The organism is Streptomyces sp. NPDC050548, assembly GCF_044457385.1.
Taxonomy (GTDB): Bacteria; Actinomycetota; Actinomycetes; order Streptomycetales; family Streptomycetaceae; genus Streptomyces.
This window is the reverse complement of the sequence record NZ_JBITGV010000016.1, coordinates 213484-231359: the sequence shown is the minus strand read 5'-3', so window position 1 is coordinate 231359 and position 17876 is coordinate 213484. Positions and strand designations below refer to the sequence as shown.

Annotated in this window: 16 protein-coding genes; 7 read left to right on the top strand and 9 right to left on the bottom strand. The window is 70.0% G+C overall.

Translation table 11 applies throughout. From position 1 onward, the window contains the following. Positions 1-75 precede the first annotated feature (75 nt). Positions 76-378 carry an SDR family oxidoreductase gene (locus ACIBJH_RS36245; protein WP_399121197.1) on the top strand — a complete coding sequence of 101 codons (303 nt, stop codon included), beginning with the start codon at positions 76-78 and terminating at the stop codon, positions 376-378. Here the strand turns inward: ACIBJH_RS36245 and ACIBJH_RS36240 are convergent. Both ACIBJH_RS36240 and ACIBJH_RS36235 read right to left on the bottom strand, forming a co-directional pair. Continuing rightward, positions 351-1589: an MFS transporter gene (locus ACIBJH_RS36240; protein ID WP_399121196.1), complete on the bottom strand. Its 1239-nt coding sequence runs from the start codon at positions 1587-1589 to the stop codon at positions 351-353. The two genes, ACIBJH_RS36245 and ACIBJH_RS36240, sit on opposite strands and share 28 nt — an antisense overlap. A 227-nt stretch (positions 1590-1816) precedes the next feature. Further along, positions 1817-2698, bottom strand: coding sequence for a GyrI-like domain-containing protein (locus tag ACIBJH_RS36235; protein WP_399121195.1), 882 nt, complete (start codon positions 2696-2698; stop codon positions 1817-1819). Between the two features lie 134 nt (positions 2699-2832). Between ACIBJH_RS36235 and ACIBJH_RS36230 the strand changes: the two genes are divergently transcribed. Both ACIBJH_RS36230 and ACIBJH_RS36225 read left to right on the top strand, forming a co-directional pair. After that, positions 2833-3948, top strand: a complete 1116-nt coding sequence (locus tag ACIBJH_RS36230; protein WP_399121194.1) for a serine hydrolase domain-containing protein — start codon at positions 2833-2835, stop codon at positions 3946-3948. A gap of 301 nt (positions 3949-4249) precedes the next feature. Continuing rightward, on the top strand, positions 4250-5872 hold the full coding sequence (locus tag ACIBJH_RS36225) for a cellulose binding domain-containing protein (RefSeq protein WP_399121193.1): 1623 nt from the start codon (positions 4250-4252) through the stop codon (positions 5870-5872). A 43-nt stretch (positions 5873-5915) separates the two neighbouring features. On the opposite strand, the gene ACIBJH_RS36220 is transcribed toward ACIBJH_RS36225, so the two are convergent. The 5 genes from ACIBJH_RS36220 to ACIBJH_RS36200 all read right to left on the bottom strand — a co-directional run bounded on the left by ACIBJH_RS36220 (position 5916) and on the right by ACIBJH_RS36200 (position 11362). Further along, complete coding sequence (locus ACIBJH_RS36220) at positions 5916-6920, bottom strand: chitinase (protein ID WP_399121192.1); 1005 nt, start codon at positions 6918-6920, stop codon at positions 5916-5918. Positions 6921-7678: 758 nt separating this feature from the next. After that, positions 7679-8296, bottom strand: coding sequence for a phosphatase PAP2 family protein (locus ACIBJH_RS36215; protein WP_399121191.1), 618 nt, complete (start codon positions 8294-8296; stop codon positions 7679-7681). Further along, positions 8289-9695, bottom strand: a complete 1407-nt coding sequence (locus ACIBJH_RS36210; protein ID WP_399121190.1) for a diacylglycerol/lipid kinase family protein — start codon at positions 9693-9695, stop codon at positions 8289-8291. Before ACIBJH_RS36210 ends, ACIBJH_RS36215 begins: the two co-directional genes overlap by 8 nt. A 108-nt stretch (positions 9696-9803) precedes the next feature. Beyond that, on the bottom strand, positions 9804-10142 hold the full coding sequence (locus ACIBJH_RS36205) for a thioredoxin family protein (RefSeq protein ID WP_399121189.1): 339 nt from the start codon (positions 10140-10142) through the stop codon (positions 9804-9806). 80 nt (positions 10143-10222) lie between these two features. After that, the gene (locus ACIBJH_RS36200; RefSeq protein ID WP_399121188.1) at positions 10223-11362 is read right to left on the bottom strand and encodes a PucR family transcriptional regulator; all 1140 of its coding nucleotides are present in this window, start codon (positions 11360-11362) and stop codon (positions 10223-10225) included. 87 nt (positions 11363-11449) lie between these two features. On the opposite strand from ACIBJH_RS36200, the gene ACIBJH_RS36195 reads away from it, so the two are divergent. Both ACIBJH_RS36195 and ACIBJH_RS36190 read left to right on the top strand, forming a co-directional pair. Beyond that, positions 11450-12505: a ferredoxin reductase gene (locus ACIBJH_RS36195; protein WP_399121187.1), complete on the top strand. Its 1056-nt coding sequence runs from the start codon at positions 11450-11452 to the stop codon at positions 12503-12505. Between the two features lie 7 nt (positions 12506-12512). After that, entirely contained in the window at positions 12513-13631 is a 1119-nt protein-coding gene (locus ACIBJH_RS36190) for a fatty acid desaturase family protein (RefSeq protein ID WP_399121186.1), read from the top strand. A gap of 58 nt (positions 13632-13689) precedes the next feature. Here the strand turns inward: ACIBJH_RS36190 and ACIBJH_RS36185 are convergent, their stop codons facing one another. Continuing rightward, positions 13690-14724, bottom strand: coding sequence for an SDR family oxidoreductase (locus ACIBJH_RS36185; protein ID WP_399121185.1), 1035 nt, complete (start codon positions 14722-14724; stop codon positions 13690-13692). Positions 14725-14796: 72 nt separating this feature from the next. After that, positions 14797-15846 (bottom strand): aldo/keto reductase, encoded by a 1050-nt coding sequence (locus tag ACIBJH_RS36180; protein ID WP_399121184.1) that lies wholly within the window; start codon positions 15844-15846, stop codon positions 14797-14799. A 75-nt stretch (positions 15847-15921) separates the two neighbouring features. Between ACIBJH_RS36180 and ACIBJH_RS36175 the strand changes: the two genes are divergently transcribed. Both ACIBJH_RS36175 and ACIBJH_RS36170 read left to right on the top strand, forming a co-directional pair. Then, complete coding sequence (locus tag ACIBJH_RS36175; protein ID WP_399121183.1) at positions 15922-16455, top strand: TetR/AcrR family transcriptional regulator; 534 nt, start codon at positions 15922-15924, stop codon at positions 16453-16455. Between the two features lie 177 nt (positions 16456-16632). Then, positions 16633-17742: an NAD(P)/FAD-dependent oxidoreductase gene (locus ACIBJH_RS36170; RefSeq protein ID WP_399121182.1), complete on the top strand. Its 1110-nt coding sequence runs from the start codon at positions 16633-16635 to the stop codon at positions 17740-17742. Positions 17743-17876: the final 134 nt, after the last annotated feature.

Genomic DNA, 17876 nt, shown 5'->3' with positions numbered 1-17876 from the left:
CGATCTGCTGGTGAACAACGTCGGAGCCGGGGACGACGTACGGCCCGTCGGCTTCCTCGACACCGACGACACCCGGTGGACTCCAGTGGCCGGTGTCCGGTCGCCCACAGTGCAGCCAAGGCGTCCCTCGCCGCACTGGGGAAGACCCTGGCCGAGGAATTCGACCCTAAAAAACGAGTACGCATCAACACCGTCTCTCCCGGAGCCGTTCGCACACCCCTCTGGGAGGGCCCTACTGCTTCGGCAGCAAGGTGGCAGCCGGACCAGTTCCGCCACCTGATCCACCTCATGGAGAAGCGCGGTTACCGCTCCGGACGCATCGAGAAGATCCTCGGCCGCACCCTCCTCGACTACGCCGACCGCGTCTGGGCGTACTGAGGGTCCGCGTCCCGTACCGCCCCCGACGAGGTCGGGGTCGAAGAAGAAGTGATCAGCGCGGAGCTGCCGGTGTCACGGTCCGTGAGGCCCGCGAGGAGGGCGAGGCCGAGACCTGCCGCGGCGAGCGTCGCTCCGACCAGGGCCGGTGAGGCCCAGCCCCAGCCTGCGGAGATGGCCAGGCCGCCCAGCCAGGCGCCGCCGGCGTTGGCCAGGTTGAAGGCGGAGTGGTTGGAGGCCGCGGCCATCGTCGGGGCGTTCCTCGCCTTGGCCATGAGCAGCATCTGGACCGGGGTGGTGACCAGGGCGCCCATCGCGCCCATGAACACGAGGGTCACCAGGGCGGGGACGGTGCTGTGCGCGGTGAAGTAGAACGCCACGAGCGTCGAGCCGAGCAGGAGGAGACCCCCGTACAACGTCGGGCGCAGGGCCCGGTCGCTGAGCGGACCCGCGATCAGGGTGCCCAGCGTCATTCCGATGCCGTAGAGGGCGAGGACCCAGGTGGTGGAGGAGTCGGCGAGGCCGGTCACGTGGGTCAGGATCGGCACCAGATAGCTGTAGACGGCGAAGAAGCCGCCGAATCCCACGACGGCGGTGGCCAGGCCGAGAGCGACCTGCCGGTTGGCCATCGCTCGCAGTTCGTACCGGATGCCGGACTGGTTGCCGCGGGGCTGATGAGGGACGAATGCGGCCAGCGCGGCCAGCGCGAGCAGGCCGATGACGGCGACGCCGCAGTAGGCGTACCGCCAGCCGAGGTGCTGGCCGAGGGCGGTGCCGGCCGGGACGCCGACGATGTTGGCGATGGTGAGCCCGAGGAACATCCTCGACACGGCCCGCCCGGCCCGTTCGGGGGCAACCAGTCGGGAGGCCACGACGGCGCCCACGCCGAACAGTGCTCCGTGGGGCAGACCCGCCAGGAACCGTGCGGCGAACAGCAGGCCGAAGTTCGGAGCGAGAGCGGAGGCGACGTTCCCGATCACGAACATCGCGGAGAGCAGGAGCAGGAGGCGTTTGTGGGCGATGCGCGCGCCGATGCCGGTCAGGATCGGCGCCCCGACGACGACACCGAGCGCGTAGGCGGAGACGAGGTTGCCGGCGTGCGGCACGGACACGCCGACGCCGTCGGCGATCTGGGGCAGCAGCCCCATGGTGGCGAACTCGGTCGTACCGATTCCGAACGCGACGAGGGCAAGGGCCAGCAGGGCCAGTGGCATGGGGCGCGAGTACCTTTCACGGGCTGCGGTGTGCGTGCGGATGCGGGGGGAAGAGGGCAGGACCGTGATGCGTCCGGTTCGCCCTGTTTCTGTAACCTGTCGCCTCGGCCGCCGTTGCCCGATGCGCCCCTGGGGGCAGGAAGAGTCTACGAGCGCTCCGGGCACCGCTCGCCCAGTCGTGAGGTCAAGCCGAGTTGGAGCACCCCCGCCCGTCGGCAGCCCCATGCTCACGCGCCGGTGTTGCCGCTGCTCCGCTCGACCGGGATCCACAGCTGGGAGTGGGTCTCTGCGCCGATCTCCACCGGCTGCGTCCGCAGGAGTTCAGGACCTGGCCGGCTCGTGTACGGGTTCGAGGGGAACCACTGTGTGAACACGTCCCGCCACAGTGCCTGGAGCGCGCTCGGATAGGGCCCGTCGTTGTCGAACACCGCCCAGATCCCGGCGGGCACGTCGAGGGCGTCGAGTTCCTCGGTGCCCGACTCGGGGCCGGTGGCCACGCCGATCCAGTAGTCCGCTTCGGCCCCCTCCTCCCGGCTGTCGGTCAGATACACCGCTGCCGACATGATCCCCTCGGGTTCCCGGTCGGACAGCTCCTTCATCCGTACGATCGCCCGCTCGTCCAGGCTCTCCAGGTGCGCCGCGGCGGCCGCGTTGGCCCCCTCGTGGACCAGCGGGACCCGCGCCTTCCTGCCGACGATCCGGAACGCCTCCTTCTCCACGATCCGGTAGCGCATCGTCGTACTCCCTTCGACGACGACGCGGAAGGACATGCGCGGCTGCGCCGTGAGCAGTGCGTCCGTGCGCCGGGCCTCGCCCGGACCGATGCCGTGCACCGAGCGGAACGCTCGGGCGAACGCCTCACCCGAGCCGTAGCCGTAGCGCACCGCGACATCGAGCAGCGTGCGTTCCCCGGCCAGCACCTCGGCCGCTGCGAGGGTCATCCTGCGGCGCCGCACGTAGACCGGGAGCGGCATCCCGGCGAGGGCGGAGAACAACCGTCGGAAGTGGTACTCCGACACCGCGGCGATCCGGGCCGCCTCGGCCACGTCGACCTCCCGGTCGAGGCAGGCCTCCAGGTGGTCCAGCGCCTGATTCAGCCGCTCCAGCACGTGTGTCCGTACCTCTTCCTGCCGCTACAGCCGGGCCGTTTTCAGGTGTAGGTGGTTTCTTCGCGCCCCGCCCGACAGAAGCCGTGCGGGAATTGTCGGGCGGGTGGCCCCGGCGTTGCCTGAGGCTGGCGCACATGACTGATGTTAAGGGGATGTGCGAACCGCGGTTCGCCGCAGTCGAGGCGGCCCTCGCGGCCTCGCTCGGCAAGGACGATGTGGGCGCCTCGGTCGCCGTCTACCTCGACGGCGAACCGGTGGTCGACCTGTGGGGCGGGTACGCCGACGCGGACCGTACCGTCGGCTGGGAGCGCGACACCCTCACGGGCGTGAACTCGACGACCAAGAACATGACCGCCTTGTGCGCGCTGATCCTGGCCGATCAGGGCCTGCTCGATCTGTCCGCGCCGGTCGCCGCCTACTGGCCCGAGTTCGCCGCGGCGGGCAAGGAGCGTCTGCTGGTACGCCACGTGCTGTCCCATACCGCGGGGCTGCCGGACCTGTCCGGGCCGACGACGGTCGAGGACCTCTACGACTGGCAGAGCGTGACGGCAGGGCTGGCCGCGCAGACCCCCGAGTGGGAACCGGGAACCGCCGCCGGGTACCACGGGCTCACCTTCGGGTTCCTGATCGGTGAGATCGTCCGCCGTGTCACCGGCCGCTCCCTCGGCGATTTCTTCGCGGAGGAAGTGGCCAAGCCGCTGGGCGCGGACTTCCACATCGGGCTCTCCGCCGCCGACGACCGCCGCGTCGCACCGCTCGTCCCGCCGCCGTCGCTGACCGACGAGTACACCGCCGACGCACCGACCGGACCGGACGGCACACGTCGGGAGTACGACGGTGTCGCCATCCGGGTCAGGGACGCCAACTCCGTCGCCTGGCGCCGTGCGCAGATCCCCGCGGTGAACGGCTTCGGCAACGCTCGCTCCGTCGCCCTCGTCCAGTCGGTGCTGGCGAACCGGGGTTCCGCCGGGGGCGTACGGCTGCTGTCGGCCCAGGGCTGCGAGCCCGCGTGGCAGGAGGTGTTCCGCGGCGAGGACCGGGTGCTGCGGACCTCGATGTCCTGGACCGTGGGCTTCGGCAAGTTCGGCACCATGTTCGGTTGGGGCGGATGGGGCGGCTCGCTCGTCGCGAGCGACCCTGATGCACGGATGACGGTGGCCTACGTGATGAACCAGATGCTCGACCGGGAGCAGCAGGAGGACAGCCGCGGCATGGAGATGATCATGGCCGCCTACGGCGGACTGCGGTGACGGCCCTCGGCAACTCGCGCCCCCGAGGCCGGAATTGGTCTAGATGAATTTTTCCCAGATCTCTTGACGCAGGCCGACGCGGACGGCCACGCTTCGTACCGCGGGCAGATGTAAGGAAAGCTTCCGATTAACTTCACGACTCGCCGTTCGACGGATTTCCCCTGCCTCACTCCGCCCTGATCACGTCGCACGGCTCCTCCCCACCCGCACCCCTCCACCGTGCGACGGGCATGCAGGGCACCACAATCCGCGCACCGGCGCGACGCCGTGCGCGGCCTCGCCCCCACGGAGGAGCAACCGCATGAGACGTGCGTCGCTGCGCGCCGCATTGACCGCCGCCCTGATGGTCGGCGGCCTGGCCACGACCGCCGCCCCGGCCGCCCACGCGGCCGACAACACCGGTCTGATCGCCTCCTTCGGCATCACCTCCACCTGGGGTGCCGGATTCGAGGGTGGCTACACGGTCACCAACAAGTCCACCCACACGGTCAGTTCATGGACCATCACCTTCACCCTGCCCGCCACCGAGGCCGTCACCAGTTCGTGGAACGGCACGGTCACCCACAGCGGGACGCAGTACACCATCACCTCCCCCACCTGGGAGGCCCCGCTCGCCCCCGGCGACACCGCGCCCGTCGTCGGCATGGACTTCAGCTACACCGGCTCGGTCGTCCCGCCGAGCGCCTGTCTGATCAACAACGGCCCCTGCGCCGGCGTCCCCGCCGACACCTCCGCACCCTCGACCCCCACCGGCCTCGCCGTCCGGGCCACCGGCCCCGGCAGCGTCACGCTGGGCTGGAACGCCTCGACCGACAACGTCGGCGTGGTCGGCTACCGGGTCTACGAGGGCAGCGACGTCATCGCCACCACCTCCGGCACCGGCACCACCTTCACGGTGATCGGCCTGCTCCCCGGCAGCAGCCACAGCTTCTCGGTAACCGCCCTCGACGACTCCAACAACCAGTCGGCGCACTCCGCGACGCTCACCGCGACCGCGGGCAGCGGCACAACTCCCGGCGTGGCGGCCCCCTTTGTCGACCTCGGGGCCTACCCGACACCGAACCTCACACAGATCGCCACGAACACCGGGCTGCGGCAGTTCTCGCTCGGCTTCATCACCGCCGGGTCGACCGGCTGCAACGCGAGCTGGTTCAACTCCTTCGACCCGGGCGCGGCCTGGGACCGGGCGGACTTCGACTCCCTGCGCGCGATGGGCGGTGACGTACGGCCGTCCTTCGGCGGCGCGTCGGGCACCGAACTGGCCCTCGCCTGCACCAGCACGACCGCGCTCCAGGCGCAGTACCAGAAGGTCGTGGACGCCTACGCCCTGGACCGCGTGGACTTCGACATCGAGGGCGCAGCGGCGGTCGACCACACCTCGATCGACCGGCGCTCGACGGCCGTGGCCGCCGTCCAGGCCGCACAGCGTGCCAAGGGCCGCGACCTCAGGGTCACCCTCACGCTCCCGGTCCTGCCCAGCGGTCTCACCGCCGACGGCGTATACATCCTCAACTCCGCCAAGTCGCACAACCTGAACGTCGACACCGTCAACCTGATGGCCATGGACTACGGCGACAGCGCCGCGCCCAGCCCGTCCGGGAAGATGGGCACGTACGCCATCCAGGCCGCGACCTCGACCCGCGCCCAGATCGCCGCGGTGTGGCCCAACCTCACCACCGCCGAGACCTGGGCGATGGTCGGCCTCACCCCGATGCTCGGTCAGAACGACACCGCCAGCGAGGTGTTCACCGCCGCCGACGCACAGCAGGTGCTCACCTACGCCAAGCAGAACCACCTGGGTGAGCTGGGCTTCTGGGACGTCACCCGCGACGGGAACGCCTGCACCGGCGCCCTGAGCCAGTGCACGAACATCCCGCAGACCCCGTATCAGTTCTCCAAACTGTTCGCGACCTACGGGGGCTGAGCCCCCGAGGTCTCCTGCGCCCCCAGGGGCCGCCCGGGCCGGGTCAGCGGAGCGTGCGGGTGAACTGGTATGCGCTCTGCGACGTGCCGCTGCAGGTGTCGGACAGCCGGCCATTGGTGGCGCAGGCCTTGTCCCGGCCCAGCGACCAGAAGGACAGTTCCTGGATGCCCTTGCTCGCGGCGAAGTTGGCGAGCGTGGTGGCGTTGGCGGTGGTGAACACCTCGGCTGTGCTGTCGTTCACGCCGATCATGGGGGTGTTCCCCTCCATGGCCCAGAGCTGTGCGGAACTCTTGGTCGTCCAGATCCGGCCCAGTTGGTCGTGCAGGGCGGTCGCCGCGTCGGTGGCCGCCTTGCCCATGTCCATGGCCGGGCCGTAGTCCATGGTCATGATGTTGACCAGATTGACCGTCAGGGCGTTGCTCTTGGCGTTGTTCAGCAGGTTGATGGAGTTCTGTTCCAGGCCGGTCGGGTTGACCGGGAGGGTGTACTGGACGTCGAGCCGGCGACCCGCTGTCGCGTACTCGCTCTGCAACTGCGCCAGGGCCTTGTTGCGCCGGTCGTTGGCAGCCGTGTTGTTGAGGGTCGAGCCCTCGATGTCGAGGTCGACGCGGGTGAGGTCGAGGCTGTCGATGACCCGCTTGTACTGGGCCTTGAGGGTCGACACCGAGGTACAGGCGACGCCCAGTTCGGTGCCGGAGGCGCCGCCGAAGGAGGCGATGACGTCGCCGCCGGCCGCCCTCGTGGAGTTGATGGCGGCGGTCCAGGAGGCGTCGGTGATGGAGGTGTCGCCGTTGAAGGTCGCGTTGCAGCCGCTTCCGGCGATGACGAAGGCGAGGGTGAAGTACTTCTGGCCGGTGGCGTTGCGTGCGTTGGCGAGGGCGGACGGGGAGTTCCAGGTCTCGGCATACGGTGCCGAGTACCGGGCGGGGAAGCCCGGCCCGGGGTTCGCCGCGGTCGGGGCGGCGGATGCCGAGGGGGCGACGACGGCTGCCACCGCCGCGCCGGCGGTCACTGCAACGGCCAGTGTGTAGCTGCTCTTTCGACGCATGAGTCCTCCAAGACGCGGCGCACCCGGTGCGCTGGTGGGGGGTAGAGGAAACCACGCCTGTTCATGTTCATGGACAGTTTCCGTTCATGTGAACAAGCTGAAGCCATTAAGGCCTAGACCAATACGCCCGTCAACCCCTGCGGCACGAACTGGCGGACGCTACGCCCTTGCACCGACGGCCAGTTGGAGAAGTCAGTCCGTCGCGGAAGGGGGAGAGGAAAGGGCACACCGCGGCCCCGAGGCGATCGAAGCACTCGGGGCCGCGTCTGCGCGTTGCGGGAATGGAGGGCGGTCGCCTACGCGGCGATGCGCTCTGCGGGGCTTCAGCCGGACGATCGTCCCCGCAGGCAATAGGTGAGGCCCGGGGACACTGTCCCCTCCACTCCCACGGTCCTTCCAACCACCTTGCCCCGCCGTGCATTCCCGGGCGGCAGGACGGCACGCATGTCGGTGACGACCGACGCGTATCGTCCGAACACGGCGTGGGCGTGGAAACCTGCCTGATCGGCATCGATGTGAGTGACGAGGTTGAAGTGGTCGTCGGGAGTGCGCTGCGCGCTCATCCATGGGAGTGCGTCACCGTCTGCGGCACTCGGACGACCAGGTCGAACTCCTTGAGCTGATCATCAACCTGATTCGGCGGCACGCACCCGCTGCGGCGATCGCGTTCAACAGCGCCCCGGACACCACCTACGAGGCCGCTGCCCGTTGGATCCAGTGGCGGAAAACGCCGACCCGGCTGAACTCGATCCTCGGGCCTAGTGGCTGCAGGTCAGCCGCCCGGCGCTGCCGCCGCCCGAGCCGTCCCAGTGTGCGGCCGCCGCGAGGACGGCGGCAGCCGCGCCCGTTCCGAGTACGGCGCCGGCGACGACGTCGCCCGGGTAGTGCACCCCGGTGTGGACGCGCGAGTAGCCCACGGCACAGGCCAGCAGGCCGAGAGGGACCGAGACGGCCGGGAACGCGGGCCCGACCGCCGCCGCGAAGGCCACGGCGGAAGCGGTGTGGCCGGAGGGGAACGAGGCGGACGCCGGCATGGGGACGTGCCGACCGGGGAACGGCGAGTCCTCGGCACGGTGCGGGCGTGGCCGCCGTACAAGACGCTTGCCGAGCAGATTGGCCGTGGTGGACGCGACGCCGATCGCCGCCACGCCGAGCACCGCGGCGCGGCGGGAGCGGCCCGGGCGCAGCGCCAGGGTGGCGGCGATCAGGAGGGAGATCTTGGAGTGGTCGGCCGCCGCGGACAATCGGCGCAGTGCCGAGTCCAGTGCCGGTGTGCTGGTGACCGTCACTGCTTCGTAGAGCGCCTGGTCGAGGCCAGCGAGGTCGCGCAACAGGCCCTGCGGTACTCGTCGTTGCCGAGTCCGACGGTCAATCATCGCTCTGCTCCTGGTTGTTGTCGCGGGAGGTCGCTCGGTCGTGGCTCTCGCGTGCGTGGGGCGACAGGTCGAAGGCGAGACGCACGACGCGGTACCAGTCGACGGTCGGTGCGACGTACGGTGCCCCGGGGCGTTCGCGCGGCACGCGGACGCGCAGCACGCCGGGCCGTATCGTGCACACGACGGGCGGAGGCAGGACGAGTGCCTCGCCGTCCACGGCCACCGGGATGGTCTCCTCGTCGGACTCCACGAGGACGCTGCGGGACGTCAGGGTCGTGATGCCGCTGGCCCGCTCCCCCAGCAGCGCCAGTTCGGCGGCTTGCACCGCGCCCTCCACCCGGACCGCGATCACGCCCAACGTGCCCGTGTCGAGCCGTTCCCTGCGGCCGCCGGTCAGGGGGTCGGCGCGTGCGTAGGGGTTGTTGCTGACCAGCACCGCCTGCGGGGCCTCCAACCGCTCTTCGTCGGTCCGGGCACTGAGTTCGGCGCCCGCCTCGCCCGCCAGCAGGTCCGGCAGCTGGTCGAGCGCGGTGACCGCTTTGGCGTCGCGGTAGTCGGGATTCTGCACGATGTGCGCGTACGTGCCGAACGAGGCGGTGTTGACGAACGGCCGCCCGGAGATGTCTCCGAGGTCGACGCGGAGTTCCACACCGTCCGAGAGCGCCTCCAGGCTGCGCACCGGGTCGTCCCGGTCGAGACCGAGGTCCATGGCAAAGTGGTTGCGGGTGCCGGCCGTCACGACCATGAACGGCAGACCGTGTTCGGCGGCCACTCCCGCCACCAGGGCCTGCGTGCCGTCGCCGCCGGCCACACCGAGCAGGTCCGCTCCCTCGGCGACGGCCTGCCGGGCCAGTGCCACCGGATCCGGGTCCGTGTCGGGGTCGAGCAGGATCACGCGCGCGCCCAGTGCCTCGGCCCGCTCGACGAGTCCGTACCGCCCGACCTTCCCGCCACCGGACTTCGGATTCATGATCAGCACGGCCCGGCGGGGCGGGCGGACCGTGCGGGTGTGCATGCCGTGGGGCTTGCGCAGACGGCGCAGGGCGCTGCGCGCGCAGCCGAGCGCGGCCGTCCATGCCGCGAGGGCGACCACCGCGACCACCCACAGGCCCGACACGGCGTACGCCACCAGGACGCCGACGGGTGCGCCGATCGCCAGCAGGGCGCCGAGGAGCCGGGCGAATCCGCGGTGCGCCAACGCCCACCACAGGCCGGCGCCGGCCAGTCCGAGGCCCGCCAGGCCGAGCAGCAGAATGAACCAATGATCGGTGCCGGCCACCACTGCCGCCACTGCTCCCGCGATGCACAGCAGGGCGAGGCGGGCCAGGGCTCGCGCCGAGCCGAGACCCGCGTCGGGTCCGTGGCGCTGCGTATCGCGCGTCGTTCCGGTCTTGTTCAATGTCGCTTCCCGGTCATGGCCCCATCGGTGATCGACCGGGCCTCGACGACATGCATCGCAGAGTGGATCAAGAGTACAGTCCGGGGCCCGCCGCCCCCGGGCACTCACTCAGAGGTGGCCGTCCAGGAACGTCCGTACCTCGGCGACGGTCATCGGCCCCGTGCCGTGCGCCACCGCCTCTCCCTCCTTCAGCAGGACGTAGGACGGGGCTCCGGTGATCCCGTATCGCTCGGTGGCGGCCGGGCAACGTGTGATGTCGGCGCGGACGGCCGTCAGGCGGCCCGGGTAGTCCTCGGCGACGGCCTCCACGACGAGGTCCATCACCCGGCAGGGCTCGATCGCCTTGGGCCATGTCCCGGTGAAGTACGCGAGGACGGGAACTCCGCTCATCCCGAGGATGAAGTCGAACTCCGCGTCCTCACGGGGTCGGTGAACCCTCTTCGCCATGGAAGCTCCTGACCTCACGTTCCGTCGTTCCGTCCCCATCATCCCCCGCACGCTGCGGCGAGCCTGCCCGGTCCCGCCTCTCAGCCGGCCCGCAGACCGACCGCCAGCGTCAGTTCAAGGACCCGCTGTGGCGAGGCGAGATCCGGAAACAGCTCCCGGAGCTGCGACATCCGGTACCGGACCGTCTGGGGATGGACGAACAACGCCGCCGCCACCTCGTCCCGTCTGCCCTGGTGCAGCAGCCATTCCCGCAACGTCTCCTCCAGCCGCCGTGCGGTCGCGGCAGGCAGGGTCCGCAGCGGTGCGAGGGCTCGGGCCCGCAGATCCGCGAACGCGTCCGCGTCGGCGCTCAGCACCAGCTCGGGCAGGTGCTGCTCGGTGTCGCGGATGTCGGAGGAGAGGGAGCGCGCGCGTACGGCTCGTGCGTACGAGGCGGACGCTCGGGTCCATGGCCTGGCCGGGCCGGCCACGGCGGTGCGGTCGGTCAACTGCCGCAGGAGATGGGGCCGGTCGGCGTCGGGGACGAGCAACACCCCGGTGGCGTCCGGCAGATCGTCGAGGACGAGGGTGCTCGGGTCGAGCGTGCGGTAGGCGGGCCGGGCCTGGGCGGCGGGCAGCAGGACGGCGGTCAGGGAGACCGGAGGCTGCCACCCGGCCCGTTGAGCAGAGGCGAGCAGGACGTCCGGGCCGGCGCCGGCGAGGAGGTCGCGGGCCAGGTGTTCCAGGTGGCGCTCGTGGGCCCTGCCCCGGGCGGCCAGTTCGTCGGCGTGGCCCGCGGCGCTCGCGGCGGAGAGCTCGTCGATGTAGGCGAAGGTCAGCTCGGCGAACTTGGCGACCTCGGCGGCGGGCAGACCGGCGGGTACGGCGCCCGCCGCCAGGCATCGCCAGGCCACGCGGGCGCCGACGCGGTAGGCGCTGAGCAGGGCGTCCATCGAACGGCCGTCGCGCACCTCGCCGCGGCCCAGGTCGTAGGCCGCGTCGCCGCCGTCGCCACCCGTGGCGTTGCCGCTCGCGAGGTCCAGGTAGTGCCCCAGGGCGGTGCGCACGGCCCGGCGGATGGTGCCGCCCATGGGGCCCGAGAGGGCGTTGGCGTAGGGAGGGACCTCGTCGATGATCGCCTGGACGACCTCGTCGGCGGTGCTCTTCAGCGCGGCCCGAAGTACTGTGACCGTCGTCTCGTCCAGGGTCAGTTCGCCGGCCCTCTGGATTGCATGACTCACGTTTTTGTTCCCTGCGAACAATTCTGCCGATTCGATTCACGCCCTACGGACAGGACTTTACGCCTTCGGGCGCAGCAGGCTGGAGCCATGACGAGTACAGCCCTTCGCAGCAGGGCGTGGAAACTGCTGGAGATGGTCACGACGCCGCTGCTGCCGTCGGACTACCTCGACCTGGTCAGCCCGCTGCGTGCGGGCGCCGACCTGCGGGGGCGCATCGAGGCCGTACACCCCGAGACGGATGACGCCGCAACCATTGTGATCAGACCGGGACGGGGCTGGCGCGGCCACACTGCCGGTCAGTACGTGCGGATCGGGGTCGACGTCGACGGGGTGCGCCTGTGGCGTGCCTACTCCCTCACCTCGCCGACCGACCGCCAGGACGGCCGCTTCACGATCACCGTGAAGGCGATCCCGGACGGCAAGGTCAGCAACCACCTGGTCCGCAGGGCGAAACCGGGCACGCTGATCCAGCTCGACCAGGCGACCGGTGACTTCGTGCTGCCGCGGGCCAGGCCCGCCAAGGTGCTCTACCTGACGGCCGGCAGCGGCATCACACCCGTGATGGGCATGCTGCGCGACACCGAGTTCGACGACGTCGTCATGGTCCACTGCGCGCCACGGCCGCAGGACGTGATCTTCCGCGACGAACTGCACGGCCTGGTCGCGGACAAGAAGCTGCGGCTCACCGAGGTGCACACCGACACCGACGGCAAACTCGACATCGCCCGTCTCGACGCACTCGTGCCCGACTGGGCCGAGCGCGAGACCTGGGCCTGCGGGCCCGCGGGACTGCTCGACGCCGCCGAGGAGCACTGGGCCGAGTACGGCGTACGAGAGCGCCTGCACACCGAACGCTTCCGCCCCGGCATCGTCGTCACCGGCGACGGCGGCGAGGTCACGTTCAGCGCCACCGGCAGGACCGTCGACGCGGACGGCGCCACGCCGTTGCTGGACGTCGGCGAGGAAGCCGGCGTGCTCATGCCCTCCGGGTGCCGCATGGGCATCTGTTTCGGCTGCGTCACACCGCTCAAGGCGGGCGCCGTACGTGACCTGCGCACCGGCGAGATCACCGAGGCCGAGCCGGGCGTCCTCATCCAGACCTGTGTGTCCGCCGCGGCGGGCCCCTGCGACATCGAACGGTAGGAGCACCTTGACCGCCATCGACCCCACCGCCCACCTGACCGCGGAGCAGATCGAGGAGCTCGGCCGCGAGCTGGACGCGATCCGCGACGAGGTGATCGCCGGCCGCGGCGAGAAGGACGCCGCCTACATCCGCAAGGTCATCTCGGCGCAGCGCAAGCTCGAACTGGCCAGCCGGGGCGTGCTGTTGTTCTCGCTCTTCCCGCCCGCGTGGCTGCTCGGCACCGCCGGTCTGTCCGTGGCGAAGATCATGGACAACATGGAGATCGGCCACAACATCCTGCACGGCCAGTGGGACTGGATGCGCGACCCGAAGATCCACTCCACTACCTGGGAGTGGGATCACGTCTCGCCGTCCGAGCAGTGGAAGCACTCGCACAACGAGCTGCACCACACGTACACCAACGTGATCGGCAAGGACAACGACCTCGGCTACGGCATCATGCGCGTCGACGAGGACCAGAAGTGGCACCCGTTCCACCTCGGCCAGCCGCTGTGGAACTTCCTCAACGCCTGCTTCTTCGAGTACGGCATCGCGGCGTACGACCTGGAGCTCGGCAAGAACCTGAACAAGCGCCGCCGCAAGAACCCGGAGTTCCGCGCGCGGGCCAGGGCCGTGGGCCGCAAGATCCGCAAGCAGGTGCTCAAGGACTACGTGATCCACCCGCTGCTGTCGGGCCCCTCGTTCCTCCCCACGCTCGCCGCCACGTTCACCGCGAACCTGGTCCGCAACATCTGGACCCACTCGGTGATCATGTGCGGGCACTTCCCCGAGGGCGTGCAGGTCTTCGAACGCCGGTCGATCAAGGGCGAGACGCGCGGCCAGTGGTACCTGCGCCAGATGATGGGCTCGGCGAACATCAGCGGCAGCAAGGCCATGCACTTCATGACCGGCAACCTCTCCCACCAGATCGAGCACCACCTCTTCCCGGACCTGCCGAGCAACCGGTACGCCGAGGTCGCGGTGAAGGTGCGCGCGCTGTTCGAGAAGTACGAGCTGGAGTACGTCACCGGGCCGCTGCCCAAGCAGGTGTACTCCGCGTGGCACAAGGTCTTCCGGCTCTCGCTGCCGAACAAGAAGCCCACGGTCAAGGCGCCGGAGCGTGAGCAGGAGCTGGTCGCGGCCTGATTCCCGGTTCTGGTTCAGAAGCGGACAGCCCCTGCCGAGGTGTGGTGTCGTCGGCCGGCTACGAGCCGGTCTTCGTCCCGATGCCGTGGGCGAGGAGGCTCTCGGCGGTCTCCGCGATGGTGTCCTCGATGGGACGCGCCCGCCACCCGAGAACCTTCTCCGCCTTTGCGCTCGTGGCGTCGAGATCCCGGCCGAGCTGGTGCCTGAGCAGTCGCAGTTCCGGGTTCACGGTGCCCAGGGCGCGTGCGAGCCACACGGGCAGTTCACGGGTGGGGGCCTTCGCGGCCCGGTCGCCCAGGCGGTCGCGCAGAATGCGTGCGATGTCGAGGACACGCAGGCTGTGCCCGGCGACCGCCAGAAAGCGTTCGCCGGCGGCTGCCGGATCGGTCATCGCGCGCAGGTGCAGGTCCGCGACGTCGCGCACGTCGACGAAGCCCATCCCGAAGGGAGGGCACGCGGGGACGTGTCCTTCGAGCATTCTGCGGACCAGCCGCAGGGACGGCGGGTCGTCGGGGCCGAGCAGCGGGCCGAGGACCCCCACGGGATGAACCGCCGCCAGTTCCATACCTCCGCCGTCGTCCTGAACGAACTGCCAGGCGGCGCGTTCGGCGAGTGTCTTGGAGCGCTGGTAGGGCGGGATGTCGCTGTCGACGTCGGTCCAGTCCTCCTCGGTGAACGGGGTCGAGCGCGGCGGGTGTCCGATCCCGATGGCGCCGAAGGCACTTGTCAGGACGACCCGGCTCACGCGGGCGTCGCGGGCCGCGCGCAGCACCCGCAGGACACCCTCGCGTGCCGGGACCACCAGGTCGTCGTCGTTCGCGGGCGTATGACGCAGGGTCGGCGAGGCGACATGGAGGACGAAGTCGCAGTCGGCGACGGCAGCGTCCCAGCCGTCGGGCTGTTCGAGGTCGGCGCGTACGACCGTGAGACGGTCGTCGTCGAACGGTGTGGCCGCGTGCAGCCAGGCTCGCAGTGCCGGTTCGCGCCGCAGGTCGCGGACCGTGGTGCGGACGGTGTACCCGGCGTCGAGCAGGGCCTGGATGCACCAGCTCCCGATGAATCCTGTTCCTCCGGTGACCAGTACGTGTGTCATCTGTCTCTCCTCAGTTGTGGACTCGTGCGGTGATGAGTGCCGGTGGGCGTGAAGGGTCGCGAAGGACGGGTTTCACGCGAGGGCCATGCCGGGGACGCGCTTGCGGATGGCTTCCATCTCGGCTTCGTCCGAGACGCCCTGCCAGTCGTGCCGGGGTGTGTACGGGGCCTCCAGTGCGCGCACCTCGTCGTCGGCCAGTTCGATGTCGAGCGAGGCCACGGCCTCGTCGATCTGCCGGATCGAGCCGGCGCCGACCAGTGGCGCGGTGACGACCGGCCGGCTCCGCAGCCAGGCGAGCGCGATCTGTGCGCGGCTGACGCCGTGGGCGTCCGCGACCTGTCCGACCGCGTCGACGATCGCGCGGTTGGACGCCTCCTCCGCGGGCGAGTAGAGCGTGTCCGCGTAGGCGCCGTCCGTCTCTGAGCGCACCGTCGAGCGGGCGTCGTCCCACGCGCGGGTGAGGCGGCCTCGGGCCAGCGGTGACCAGATGATCGTGCCCACGCCCTCGTCCAGGCAGAGCGGGATCATCTCGCGCTCCTCCTCACGGGCGAGGAGGTTGTAGTGGTCCTGCATGGACACGAACCGCGCCCAGCCGTTCTCCTTCTGCAGGCGCAGCGCCTTCGCGAACTCCCACGCGTACATGGACGAGGCACCGAGGTAGCGGACCTTGCCGACCCGCACGAGGTCGCTGAGCGCCTCCAGAGTCTCCTCCCAGGGGGTGGAGTGGTCGTTGCGGTGGATCTGGTAGAGGTCGATGTAGTCGGTGCCGAGGCGGCGCAGCGAGTGGTCGACCTCGGTCATGATCGCCTTGCGCGACAGTCCCCGCCCGTTGGGTCCCAGCCGCATGGGATGGCGCAGCTTCGTGGCGATCACCACGGCGTCGCGGTCGGCGAAGTCCTTGAGCGCGCGGCCGAGGATCTCCTCGCTGGAACCGTTGGAGTACATGTTCGCGGTGTCGAAGAAGTTGATGCCCGACTCCAGCGCGTGCTTGACGAGTGGTCGCGCGTCCTGTTCGCCCTTCGACCAGACGGGGTGCCCGCGGTCGGGCTCGCCGTAGGTCATCGCGCCGATCGCGATCGGGGACACGTCGAGGCCGGTCGTGCCGAGCTTGATGTAACGCATGGCGCTCCTTAAAGTATGCGGAGAGGTCTCCACATAACGTAGTGGAGAACTCTCCGCTTATCAAGGTGAGGTCTCGTGGTCCGCTCGGACGCCCGTGAGAACAGGGCACGCATCCTCGCCGTCGCACGCGAAGCGCTCGCGGAGGACGGCAGTACGTCGATGAACCAGATCTCCCAGCGCGCGGGAGTCGGCGCGGGCACCCTGTACCGCAACTTCCCCACCCGCGAGTCGCTGGTCCTGGCCGTCTACCAGGACGAGGTGGCACGCATCGTCGACACCGTGCCGGACCTGCTGGCCCGCATGCCTCCACTGGAAGCGCTCCGCCACTGGACGATCGACCTCGTCGAGGGCATGCGCAGAAAACACGGCCTCGGCGACGCCCTGGGCCCCGGCGCACACCAGACGATCAGCGAGCAGAGCTACGGGCCGGTCATCGCCGCGATCACACAACTACTCGACGCCGGAAAGAAGGACGGAAGCATCCGCCCGGACGCCGACCCGGGAGACTTCCTCCAGCTCACCGGCGCCCTGTGGCGCGCCGCGTCCACACCGGAGGACCGGGCGCCCCACATGCTGGCGCTCATCCTCGACGGACTCCGCAGACACTGATCAGCCGGTCTTGAGACTCCGCTGTCCCGCGCGGCCTGGGCATCGCCGAGTCGGCTGCTCTGCTGCGGCGAGGGGCACGATTCCGTGGACCTCGCGGGGGTATGGCCGAGGCGAGCCCGCAAAGACGGAAGTCCGCCCGTGATCTGCAAAAAGGGGGCGTTCGTGAGGAACGAGTCCGTGCAGCGGCCTGAACGTGTTGCCGTCATCGGAGTGGGCATCGTCGGAGCGAGTGTGGGCTGGCACCTGTCCCGGCACGGCGCCGACGTGGTCTTCATCGACGCGGGACAGCCGGGCGAAGGCGTCACCGACTGGTCCTTCTCGTGGGTCAACGCCAGCAACAAGACCGTGCGCAAGTCCTACTTCGATCTGAACGTCGCGGGCATGGCTGCCCACCGTGAACTCGCCGGGATCATCGGGCCGGACTCGTGGTGGTATCCGAGCGGCCACCTGCGCTGGGCGGACACCCCCGCAGCGGAGACGAAGTTCCTGGAAACAGCCGAACTGTTGACCGCCTGGGACTATCGGGTCGAGATGTACACGGGCGCCGAGGTCCGCAGCCAGCTCGAACCCTCCCTCACGATGCCCGACGAGACTCCAGTCGTGTTCTACCCCGAAGAGGGCTGGGTGCACGGACGTCACCTCGTGCGCCTCCTGGTCGGCCAGGCCGTCGCGTCGGGCGCCGAGATCCGATCCGGCAACGCGGTATGTGACATCGGCACCGGCGCCGACGGCAGCATCCGGACAGTCGCTCTGTCCGACGGAAGCCGTCTGGACGCCGACATCGTCGTGAACGCGGCAGGTCCCAGCGCATCCCATGTCGCAGGACTCGTCGCACGGCACCTGCCGATGCGCCGGGAACCCGGCGTCATCACCCGCGTCGACTGCGCCCAGGTCCCCGTTCACCGGGTCATGCACGCGCCTCACGTCGAGATCCGCCCTGACGGAGGCGGGTCCGTGGTTCTCCACAGCCGCGAGATCGACGCACTCATCGACACCGGCGAAAATCCAGCCCAACTCGCGCGGCTGCTCCACGAATTGGCGCGCCACGCCGTCCCCGAACTCGGCAACGCCCGCATCACACAGACACGGGTGGTCGATCGGCCCATCCCCGCTGATGGATTCCCTTCGGTGGGAGCGGTGCCGTCCGTGCCGGGCTACTACGAGGCCGTCTCTCACAGCGGGATCACGCTCGGGCCGGTACTCGGCCGACTGCTGGCTTCAGAGATCCTCGGCGGAAAGAGAGACGAGTTGCTCGCAGACTTCCGCCCCGAGAGGTTCCCCCCGTGACAGCCCGGCCGGACGCCACCACGGCCGCAACCGGGCGGCTCTGCACGCCACCGCGATCACGTACCTAAGCGGGTCACGTCGGTGGCACTGTCGCACCGCCCTGGCCGAATGTCATCGACGGCGACACCGGGAGC